The 10,164-nt window shown below is 38.7% G+C and carries 10 protein-coding genes and 1 pseudogene; 4 read left to right on the forward strand and 7 right to left on the reverse strand.

The features are described 5' to 3' along the window. Positions 1-116: 116 nt before the first annotated feature. The gene (locus ACFOSE_RS07045) at positions 117-1,556 is read right to left on the reverse strand and encodes a 6-phospho-beta-glucosidase (protein WP_380431986.1); all 1,440 of its coding nucleotides are present in this window, start codon (positions 1,554-1,556) and stop codon (positions 117-119) included. A 670-nt stretch (positions 1,557-2,226) separates the two neighbouring features. Between ACFOSE_RS07045 and ACFOSE_RS07050 the strand changes: the two genes are divergently transcribed. From ACFOSE_RS07050 to ACFOSE_RS07065, 4 genes are read left to right on the forward strand one after another with little or no spacing between them, the layout of a single operon-like run. Next, a complete protein-coding gene (locus tag ACFOSE_RS07050) occupies positions 2,227-3,378 on the forward strand; it encodes a betaine/proline/choline family ABC transporter ATP-binding protein (RefSeq protein WP_380431988.1) in 1,152 nt (383 codons plus the stop codon). Next, the gene (locus tag ACFOSE_RS07055) at positions 3,375-4,007 is read left to right on the forward strand and encodes an ABC transporter permease (RefSeq protein WP_380431989.1); all 633 of its coding nucleotides are present in this window, start codon (positions 3,375-3,377) and stop codon (positions 4,005-4,007) included. Before ACFOSE_RS07050 ends, ACFOSE_RS07055 begins: the two co-directional genes overlap by 4 nt. A 1-nt stretch (position 4,008) precedes the next feature. Continuing rightward, positions 4,009-4,935, forward strand: a complete 927-nt coding sequence (locus tag ACFOSE_RS07060; RefSeq protein ID WP_380431991.1) for an osmoprotectant ABC transporter substrate-binding protein — start codon at positions 4,009-4,011, stop codon at positions 4,933-4,935. Beyond that, positions 4,935-5,600: an ABC transporter permease gene (locus ACFOSE_RS07065; protein WP_380431993.1), complete on the forward strand. Its 666-nt coding sequence runs from the start codon at positions 4,935-4,937 to the stop codon at positions 5,598-5,600. The genes ACFOSE_RS07060 and ACFOSE_RS07065 overlap by 1 nt, the downstream gene beginning before the upstream one ends. Before the next feature lie 38 nt (positions 5,601-5,638). Here ACFOSE_RS07065 and ACFOSE_RS07070 read toward each other — a convergent pair whose 3' ends face one another. The 6 genes and pseudogenes from ACFOSE_RS07070 to ACFOSE_RS07095 all read right to left on the reverse strand — a co-directional run bounded on the left by ACFOSE_RS07070 (position 5,639) and on the right by ACFOSE_RS07095 (position 10,020). Beyond that, positions 5,639-5,836: a hypothetical protein gene (locus ACFOSE_RS07070; RefSeq protein ID WP_380431995.1), complete on the reverse strand. Its 198-nt coding sequence runs from the start codon at positions 5,834-5,836 to the stop codon at positions 5,639-5,641. 356 nt (positions 5,837-6,192) lie between these two features. After that, positions 6,193-6,798, reverse strand: coding sequence for a histidine phosphatase family protein (locus ACFOSE_RS07075; RefSeq protein ID WP_380431997.1), 606 nt, complete (start codon positions 6,796-6,798; stop codon positions 6,193-6,195). Further along, a pseudogene (locus ACFOSE_RS07080) lies at positions 6,795-7,394 on the reverse strand (histidine phosphatase family protein). Before ACFOSE_RS07080 ends, ACFOSE_RS07075 begins: the two are co-directional and overlap by 4 nt. Before the next feature lie 366 nt (positions 7,395-7,760). Then, positions 7,761-8,567 (reverse strand): Cof-type HAD-IIB family hydrolase, encoded by an 807-nt coding sequence (locus ACFOSE_RS07085; RefSeq protein ID WP_380431998.1) that lies wholly within the window; start codon positions 8,565-8,567, stop codon positions 7,761-7,763. A gap of 150 nt (positions 8,568-8,717) precedes the next feature. Further along, complete coding sequence (locus tag ACFOSE_RS07090) at positions 8,718-9,218, reverse strand: phosphatase PAP2 family protein (protein ID WP_380431999.1); 501 nt, start codon at positions 9,216-9,218, stop codon at positions 8,718-8,720. Positions 9,219-9,399: 181 nt separating this feature from the next. Next, on the reverse strand, positions 9,400-10,020 hold the full coding sequence (locus ACFOSE_RS07095; RefSeq protein ID WP_380432000.1) for a GDSL-type esterase/lipase family protein: 621 nt from the start codon (positions 10,018-10,020) through the stop codon (positions 9,400-9,402). Between the last annotated feature and the right edge of the window lie 144 nt (positions 10,021-10,164).

Genomic DNA, 10,164 nt, shown 5'->3' on the forward strand with positions numbered 1-10,164 from the left:
GCAGCCACCAGCATAGCTGGTGGTTTTATTGTTTTTCTCTACGAGAAAAACTGGCTCGAAGCCATAATAAAGAGCGACTTCTTTCAAAGTCGCTCTTTGGGAATTATGACGAGATCTTAGTCAATATCTGATCCATTTGAAGCAATGACTTTTTTGTACCAGTCAAAGGATTTCTTCTTGGTGCGCTTAAGGGTTCCTTTGCCTTGGTTATCGCGGTCAACATAGATAAAACCGTAACGTTTCTTCATTTCACCTGTACCAGCTGATACAAGATCGATACAACCCCAAGTCGTATAACCTAGCAGTTCAACACCATCTTCATTGATAGCAGCATTCATGGTCTTGATATGCTCTCGCAAATAATCGATTCGGTAGTCGTCTTCAACATAACCATTTTCATCTGGAGTATCAACAGCCCCTAGACCGTTTTCAACAATAAACATAGGTTTTTGGTAACGGTCCCAGATAGCATTGAGCGTAATCCTCAGACCTAATGGATCAATCTGCCACCCCCATTCTGAAGCTTTGAGATAAGGGTTTTTGAGCGAAGCAAAGATATTACCAGCTGTTTTTTCGGTCAATTCTGGATCAGCTGAAGCCACACGACTTGAATAATAAGAGAAGGATACAAAGTCAACGGTATGTTCTTTTAGCAATTCCAAATCTTCCTGTGTCATTTCAATATTTAAGCCAAGTTTTTCAAATTTCTTCTTAGCATAGTTAGGATATTCACCACGCGCCTGAACATCGATAAAGAAATAGTTTTCACGATCTTCTTCCATGGCTTGCCAATAATCTACTGGATTAGGAGTATTAGGATAGTATTGACCAGCTGCTAGCATACATCCAACTTTGTTTTCAGGATCAACCTCATGGGCAATCTTGGTCGCAAGAGCTGAGGCCACTAGTTCGTGATGAGCTGCTCGATATTTGACCTCTTCTTCATTTTCACCAGTTTCAAAGTAAAGTCCTGCTCCCATAAATGGTGCATGAAGAATCATATTGATTTCATTGAAAGTTAACCAATATTTCACTAAACCTTTATAACGATTGAAAATGACATGACAGAGCCGCTCATAAAAGTCAATCATCTTACGGTTACGCCAACCACCGTAATGTTCAATCAGGTATATGGGACAATCAAAATGGGTGATGGTTACCAAGGGTTCAATGCCGTATTTACGGCACTCTTTAAAGACATCCTCATAAAAGGCCAAGCCCGCTTCATTAGTTTCTAGTTCATCACCTTTGGGAAAAATCCGGCTCCAGGCAATAGACATTCGAAAGGTCTTAAAGCCCATTTCGGCAAAGAGGGCGATATCTTCCTTATAATGATGGTAAAAATCAATTGACTCCTTAGCTGGATAAAAATAGCCTTCTTCAAAATCAAACATCTTCTTTTTCCCAGCAATAATCGGAAAGCGGTCTTCTCCAATTGGAACCACATCTACATTAGCCAGACCGCGACCATCTGCATTATAGGCTCCTTCGCATTGGTTAGCAGCCGTTGCGCCACCCCAGAGAAAGCCATTCGGAAATTTTTTATAATCACTCATTAGCAACACCTCTTTTTATTTCTTTATTTACTAGTATAAGCCCCAAAAGAAAAAAATCCTATCCTATGATAAGATTTTTTGATACTATCTAACGATTTTTAAAAATTGAGCGAATTATCTACTAAATCGCATCCCATAAAGTTCAAAACTGTGATGAGACTGCGGATTTTAGGCTCGCATCTCTCAAAACTTCCCCAAAAGGATATGCCGTAAATTGAAGGGCAAAATCATCCAGACAATCATATCCTGTTGTTTATTTAAAATCTACCAGAACACCTCCAAAGACTTTTTTCTCTTATTATATCTGTAGCATGACTATTAAAATATTAGCATTAGAGCGATAAGCTGACCTATTGCTGCATAGCCTCAATTCCTGCTTGAGTCATAGGAGAATTCTTGTTTCATTAAAATTTTGAATAAACCAGTCAACTATTGCAACTCTTGTTTGAGGTCATCTAGATAGATTCTGTCTCCCTCTAACTTAACCTCCAGTTTACTCTAAAGGTTATAGTCATTACAGTCTAAAAGGAGAGTTTTTACATAATGAAAAGTTCAAACCCAATATGTTTGTATTATTTTTGTAACATAATTTTGATATAACAATAGTATAAATTTTAAATTTCTATATCACTCAAATTAAAACAGATTAAGTACTGTTAAGGAGGGGAAGATGAGTAAAGAAGCGGTTATTGAATTTAAAGATGTCAATAAAGTTTATGGCGAAAATATTGCTGTTGAACATATTAATTTAAAAATCATGGAAGGCGAATTTGTTTGTTTAATTGGCACCAGTGGTTCTGGTAAAACAACTATTCTGCGGATGATTAATCGCATGTTAAAACCGAGCAATGGACAAATTTTTATCAAGGAAGAAGAAATTTCTGAACTCAATCCTGTTCAACTGAGACGTAAAACTGGCTATGTTATTCAAAATATTGGTCTCATGCCCCATATGACTATTTATGAAAATATTACACTTGTCCCTAGACTGTTAAAGTGGCCAGAAGAAAGGAAAAAAGCTAAGGCTAAAGAACTTATAAAGCTCGTTGAATTGCCTGAGGACTTTTTGGATCGTTATCCTTATGAATTATCAGGGGGGCAACAACAACGTATCGGTGTTGTCAGAGCCTTGGCTGCTGATCAAGACATTATTTTGATGGATGAACCCTTTGGCGCCTTAGATCCTATCACTCGTGAAGGGCTTCAAGATTTGGTGAAGTCCTTGCAGGAAAAAACAGGAAAAACCATTATATTGGTCACACATGACATGGATGAAGCTTTAAAATTAGCTACTAAAATTGTTGTCATGGATGAAGGGCATATGGTTCAACAGGCCAGTCCTACTGAATTATTACGCCAACCTGCAACACCATTTGTTCAAAAAATGATTGGTGAGGAGCGTCTGATTCAGGCACGCGCTGATGTGACTCCTGTAAAAACTATTATGTTAAAAAACCATGTTTCCATTACACCTGATAGATCTCTAAATGATGCTATTTCCTTGATGCGACAAAAACGCGTTGACTCTCTCTTGGTGACAGATAAAGATAACAAACTACTTGGTATTATTGATATTGACTCCCTAAATAATAACTACAGAAAACATCTTGTCGTCGCTGACATCTTAAACGAAATCACTTTTTACTTAGAAGAAGACCAACTTCTGCGCGATACAGCTCACCGTATCTTGAAACGCGGTCTCAAATACGTCCCAGTCGTTGATGCAGAGGGGCACTTAAAAGGAATCGTAACGCGGTCATCTCTAGTTGATATGCTTTATGATATTATCTGGGGCAGCCAAGATATGGAGGAAACATTATGAGCGAATTTCTAGCACAATATGGCAATGAGTTGCTCATTAAAACATGGGAGCAAATTTATATTTCTGCAGTGGCCCTATTTTTAGGAATTATCGTCGCGGTTCCACTGGGAGTCGCACTAACAAGGTTTCCTAAATTAGCCAAATTCTTCATTGGCCTAGCCAGTATCTTACAAACCATCCCAAGCTTAGCTTTACTGGCTATAATGATCCCCTTCTTTGGTATCGGAAGAACCCCTGCTATCATTGCCTTATTTGTTTATTCTCTTTTACCAATCATGAGAAATACCTATATTGGAATGAACAATATAGATCCCATATTAAAAGATAGTGCCAAGGGAATGGGCATGAAGCCAATTCAATCCATTTTCTTAGTAGAACTTCCTCTGGCAGTGCCTGTTATTATGACTGGGATTAGATTATCAGCTGTCTATGTGATTGCCTGGGCAACTTTGGCCTCTTATATTGGTGCAGGGGGACTGGGAGATTTAATTTTCAGCGGCCTAAGTTTGTTTCAGCCTTCTCTTATTATTGGTGGAACAATTCCTGTTATTCTTCTATCTCTCATCGTTGATTATCTTCTGGGACATCTTGAAACCTATTTAACGCCACGGCAAAAGAGGAGTTTGTAAGATGAAAAAATTAACTTACGTTTTAATCATCATTTTGATGCTACCTGCACTTGTACTCACAAGCTATCATTTTAAGAATGCTAAAAATAAGACTTCCGGCAATATTAAAATCGCAGCAGTGAGTACAACAGAGTCTAATATCATGGCCAACATGATTAGTGAATTAATTAGTCATGAATTGGGCTATAAAACAACCTTAATATCCAATCTTGGCTCAACAAACGTTGTGCACCAAGCTCTTATGCGAAAAGATGCAGACATTGCAGCTAGTCGCTATACAGGCACTGATTTGACGGGAACACTCGGTTTACCTGCTGAAAAAGACTCTACTAAAGCAGCTAAACTTGTGAAAAAAGCTTTTAGCAAACGTTTTGATCAGACTTGGTTCCCAAGTTATGGATTTGCTGACACCTATGCCTTTATGGTTACCAGTAAATTTGCTCAAGAAAACAATCTAAAATCAATTTCTGATTTACAAAAAGTCTCAACAACCGCTAAAGCTGGGGTCGACAGCACTTGGATGAAACGTGTTGGGGATGGTTACAAAGATTTCAATCATGCCTATGGTTTTTCATTTACTCATATTTATCCCATGCAGATTGGTCTCGTCTACGATGCTGTTGAAAATAACAAGATGCAAGTCGTTTTAGGTTATTCTACAGATGGTCGTATTCAGAGTTATAATCTGACCATACTAGAAGATAATAAGCATTTCTTTCCACCTTACGATGCCTCAATGGTAGTTAACAATAGCATCTTAAGAAAATATCCTAAATTAAAATCTTTGCTGCACCGTTTGGATGGCAAAATTGACCTTGAGACAATGCAAAAATTGAACTACCAAGTTGATGATCAATTACTTGAACCATCAGTAGTTGCTCATCAATTTCTGAAAAAACACAATTATTTCCGAGGAGGTGATGACTAATGAGTCATATGAATATGGCGCAGCAATTAGTTTATTATTTCAATCACAATAGCAGCTATGTCTTATCACAATTTTGGCGACACTTTTTAATATCAATTTATGGTGTACTTTTGGCCGCTCTCATTGGTATTCCAATGGGGATATTGATTGCTAAAAAAGGAAAACTAAAAGGGGTGGTTATAGGGACTGCTAATGTCATTCAAACGATTCCTTCTCTAGCTATGATTTCTATTATCATGCTCGGTCTCGGTTTAGGTACTAAGACAGTTATTGCAACAGTGTTCTTATATTCTTTGCTCCCTATCATCGGCAACACTTATACTGGTATTAAAAGTGTTGATACTGATCTGGTTGATGCAGCTAAAGGTATGGGTATGACTAACAAGCAGCGATTACTGATGGTTGAGCTACCTCTGTCTTTATCCGTTATTATGGCAGGTATTCGCAATGCCTTGGTTGTTGCTGTAGGGATAACAGCAATTGGTGCTTTTGTAGGGGGTGGCGGCTTAGGAGATATCATTATCCGTGGAACCAATGCCACTAACGGTGGTGCTATTATTCTAGCCGGTTCTATACCAACTGCCTTTATGGCTGTGATTTCTGACTTAATTTTAGGAGTTATTCAACGCCATCTAGAACCTAAAGGTATTTCAACTAATCAATAGATAGCAAAAAAGTCTTAGAGTAGGGACAAACTGCAGATTTACTTTTTATCTTTATCTGCAAGCGAAATAATTCCTAAACGAGACTTAACTTCAAACATCAGTTTGAGATCTTCTGTCCCTAAAAGGGCAGAAGATTTTATTTTTGGAATAAAAAGAACCCCATTACTGTTGTTTTCTTGGGGGTGAGTAACTGTAAACTTGACACGCACCTGTGTATCCTCATCGCCATGCACCACATAGTGATTTTCAACCTTACATCAATGAACATGATGGGGGCAAATCCGCCGGCCTTCAAAGTTTCAAAAATTTATCTCCTTGAGCTTCTTATAGCAGGTATAATGCTTGCAGTAGTAACCAATTCTAAGGTATGATATTGAAAAATACACTTATTTAGCCTCGTCAATACCTTGTTGAGTTGGTGGTGAGTCTGACCCCAGAAGACGATGCTGTTGCACATTAAAGAGAGTTGCCATGTCACATCAAACAAAACTCTTATTGCCGCTCTTCTTTATTTTTTCTACTAGGTCTCTTGAAAAGAATGAAGATATTCTTTTTGTTCTAATTACTGTAATTCTCGTTAGCAGACCTTAGTTCACTTTTTCTTATAAACGTAGGTTCCCTGAACGGGATTATAGACATAGTGCATCTCAAATCTCCCCTTTTCAAAAGTAAATTTGAGAATGGCACAGTTACTCATTCCATGAATAGCCGGAGCTTTTTCCAGCACTCCTCGAAAGAATTGCGAGATGGCTGCGCCGTGACTGACTACCAGTATTTGGATACCGTCTTCTATATTTTCCATCAATTCTGTCAGAGTATCAACCATGCGTTGACGAACAGCCATGCTATCTTCACCGCCATAAAAAACAAAAGCATCGCGATAACCAGTCCCATCCTTATACAAAGGAGGATTCAGGTATTCGGGCTGGGCTTCCATGGCTCCGAAATCCATTTCCTTGAGACCTTTCAACCTAGTGATATCAGTACGGTCACTGACGATTTGGGCGGTATCACCAGCCCGTTCCTGAGTTGAAGCGTAGACAGCATCAAAGCTAAGTCCCTCGTCCTCAAAGTATTTCTTAGCTAGCTCAGCCTGCTCAATCCCTAATTCCGTCAAAGGTGAATCAGATGCCCCTTGAATCCGTTTTTGCTGATTAAATCGCGTTTGCCCATGACGCATAAGGTAGAGTGTCTTCATAAATTCACCTCTTTCTTAGCTAAAGGATCAATGACCTTGGTTAGTAGTAAGCTACCATTTTCATAGAGATATTCACAAATATTACAGTTCCCAAAGGACACTCCTTCTGGGAAAGGGAGATCCAAGTATAGAATTAAGCCCCAGAGAGCTGCTCCGTGGCTAACCATAAGAATTTGATCTGCACTGTCATTTTGAGCAATGGTTATTACAGCATTATAGACGCGTTTACCAACCTGAATGATATCTTCGCCACCATAAGGAACAAGCAAATCTTCAAAAGAACGGGCTCCTGGACGAAATTGAGGCAAAAGCTGCTCTGGTTGGGCTTCAAAATTTCCAAAATTCATCTCCTTGAGCCCCTTGACTTGAATAATTTGATCATGTTCGGCAAGGATATGAGCAGTATCGACAGCTCTTTCCTGACTCGAGGAGTAAACCCTACTGCGATCAACGTCATTCACTTTAAACCAGTCACGTGCCTGCTTGGTTTGTTTAATCCCTAACTCTGTGAGCGGAGAATCACACCAGCCCTACACACGCTTTTGCGTATTGAATAAAGTCTCGCCATGTCTGAGTAAATACAACTTTTTAGACATCCTGTCTCCTTTATAACAAAGAGAATGTTTGAACTAAGATTGTTCAACCTTTCTTTGTATCTAATCATTCAAAATATTTGCAGCATTAGAAGCGATCAACTCTTTCTAAATCTTTGCGAGAGCAAATGGTAAAATCAATCTGCCAACTCCAATAAGAATCGGGTTTGCTAAGCATAAATCCCCAACTGTCGCCCCTTCCTTTCTGCTTATTTATATTATAAGATCAATAACTACCTATTTCCTATAAAATCCTATTAGATTAAGATACTATGCTACGATGTCAATAGACTTGCAATACTTTAAAAAACTAATCACTAATGAAAATAATAATGGTTCAAGCACATCACAGCCCAAGAATGGGAGCATTTACGATAAATTTTGTAAATAATTCTCAATGACTTCTAAGACACCATCCTCATTATTTGAGGGTGCAGGCTGGCCATAGTTCTTGATGGGTGCTGGAGCATTATCCATCACATAAGAAGCCGAAGCTAATTTAAGCATCTCGATATCGTTACCTCCATCACCAAAAGCCATCAGATTTTCAGGAGTAAGCTTCCAATAGTCTAATAAATAACTAAGCCCCCAGCCCTTGTGCATACCGGTCGTAATGACATCAATACAGCCAAACCCACTGCTGGTCCCTGTCAACTGATCTTGAGCAAATATCTCAGCAATCTTATCCATGACCTCCTGTGTCTGTTCTTCCTTAACCAAGAGGGTGATTTTAAAAATATGATCAGCTGGTAGGAGACTGTAAGAATCTAAAAAGGTCAATTTAGGTAGGTACTGTCGTAGGATAGCGACCTTCTCTGGATCAGCTGACTTCAGCATATAGGATGAGACTTTCCCTGCTAGGGTAATCAAAGCCTGCGGGTAAGACTGCTGAATATAGTCAATGAGGTCGAGGGCGGTTTGGCGCTCGATGAATTGCTCAATAATCGTCTCGCTCTTATCAACAATATGAGAACCATTCTCTGCTACATAAGTTAAACGCGAATCAAATTCTGGAAAGTTCAAACGTAATTGGCGGTATTGGTTGCCACTAGCTATAACAAATTTGATATCTCTGCGCTCTAATTCCTCTAATAATTTTACAAAACGTTCATAATCATAGGTTTTATCATCTCGCAAAAACGTTCCGTCCATATCTGTTGCAATCATTTTTATCATAGTTTCTACCTCTGCTAATATAAGCATAACACGATACAGATCAGAAAAACCAATACTATCAAGGCGTAAAATAATAGTATCCTATGATATTAACTGGGAAAACCTACAGACTAAAAGAACCTACACATGACAGATTCCTTTAAATTATCCTTATATAAACAACAAGATACTTCCGCAGAACAAGCCGATGACATAACCGACTAAAACATCCTTAGGATAATGAATCCCACCTAAAATACGACAGAGACCTAAAATACCAGATAGGATAAGCAAGATAAGACCTAAGTAAGTATTGATTTCCAAGGCACACATGCTAATGATAACAGCGGAAAACACATGACGGCTGGGCATTGACTGCCCTTTGGTATCTTTGAAGATAAGAGGCTCAATTTCCCAAATTTCATAAGGGCGAGGCTGATTGAGCCAGTAGCGGCAAAGGCTGAGCACAACAAAACACAAGGCCGGTATGATACTATCAGCCCAAAATTGTTGGAAGCGGCCAAATACTAGCAAATAAAGGAGCAAAACAGGATAGATGAAATGCATGGTTTTAGTCAGCCAACGATTCAAAGCTTTTAGCAAAAAAATCATCCAAGGCCGAGTGCGTAGACCTGCTGTTAATCTTTGGTAAAAGGCTGCATAGTCTTTCATAACTTTCTTACTCCTTTCTTTCAATCGTTTTAATCACTACATTGGGCGCCTTAAATCAGTCTTTTCTCAATAATTCTGGCAAGTAGACATATTTTGCTGAGCATCTGTCAAACCGATTCGCATCTGATTCTCCTATAATCTTACGCTTATTATACCAAAAATAACTAATCCCTTCTCTTTGTTACAGATACAGTTTAAGAGCCCTTGCTAGCTGTTCATAACCTTCCTGAGTCAAATGAAGGCCCTCCTGAGTATATGGCTCTGCCAACTGTCCCAAATTATCTAAGAGGGCACCGTAGACATTGATAAACTCAATCCCAACTAGATTTTCCAATCGGTGATTGAGTGCTCTGATAGTATTGTTTCGCCGAATTTTAACCTTGGCTTGATAGTCTGGCGATTCATTGACCGGTAGAATGGATATAAGTGAGATCGAACTGCCATAGGCATGGATTCTCAGCTCATTGATAATTTTCTCAATATGGCCAATGATTTCATCTAAGGCGTATCCCATACCGATATCATTAGTACCAATAAGTAGAAAAATTTTATTAGGATTTTGCTGGCCTAACACCTCTTGAACGTGCTCCGAGAGCCAGTTGGCAGAAATACCAGCAATCCCATGATTGACCAAATTTAAGTTCTGCCCTAAAAACTTTTTAAGCGGGAAAAACTCAATGATAGAATCTCCTATAAATAGGAGTGCTTGCTCTTTAGGGGAATTCTGTTGAAACTGCTGGCACTTTTCCTGCTGATGCTGACTAATTTTTAAATCATTCTTGGGTTCTACACTTCTTTTCATACCTTTTAGTTTAACAAAATTTTTAATAAAAACCAGATGATTTGGCTATTTTGTTACATAAAAAAGAAGGTTAAGGCACTGCCCCCCTAACATGAGACAGAAGAAAAACACTCCTGTTGAAATCTAGTAAACTAGAAACAGGAG

This window comes from Streptococcus dentapri (genome assembly GCF_042649885.1).
Lineage (GTDB): Bacteria > Bacillota > Bacilli > Lactobacillales > Streptococcaceae > Streptococcus > Streptococcus dentapri.

Coding starts and splice junctions, on each gene's coding strand:
- ACFOSE_RS07045 (WP_380431986.1), bottom strand. CDS start 1,556: ATGAGTGATTATAAAAAATTTCCGAATGGCTTTCTCTGGGGTGGCGCA.
- ACFOSE_RS07050 (WP_380431988.1), top strand. CDS start 2,227: ATGAGTAAAGAAGCGGTTATTGAATTTAAAGATGTCAATAAAGTTTAT.
- ACFOSE_RS07055 (WP_380431989.1), top strand. CDS start 3,375: ATGAGCGAATTTCTAGCACAATATGGCAATGAGTTGCTCATTAAAACA.
- ACFOSE_RS07060 (WP_380431991.1), top strand. CDS start 4,009: ATGAAAAAATTAACTTACGTTTTAATCATCATTTTGATGCTACCTGCA.
- ACFOSE_RS07065 (WP_380431993.1), top strand. CDS start 4,935: ATGAGTCATATGAATATGGCGCAGCAATTAGTTTATTATTTCAATCAC.
- ACFOSE_RS07075 (WP_380431997.1), bottom strand. CDS start 6,798: ATGAAGACACTCTACCTTATGCGTCATGGGCAAACGCGATTTAATCAG.
- ACFOSE_RS07085 (WP_380431998.1), bottom strand. CDS start 8,567: ATGATAAAAATGATTGCAACAGATATGGACGGAACGTTTTTGCGAGAT.
- ACFOSE_RS07090 (WP_380431999.1), bottom strand. CDS start 9,218: ATGAAAGACTATGCAGCCTTTTACCAAAGATTAACAGCAGGTCTACGC.
- ACFOSE_RS07095 (WP_380432000.1), bottom strand. CDS start 10,020: ATGAAAAGAAGTGTAGAACCCAAGAATGATTTAAAAATTAGTCAGCAT.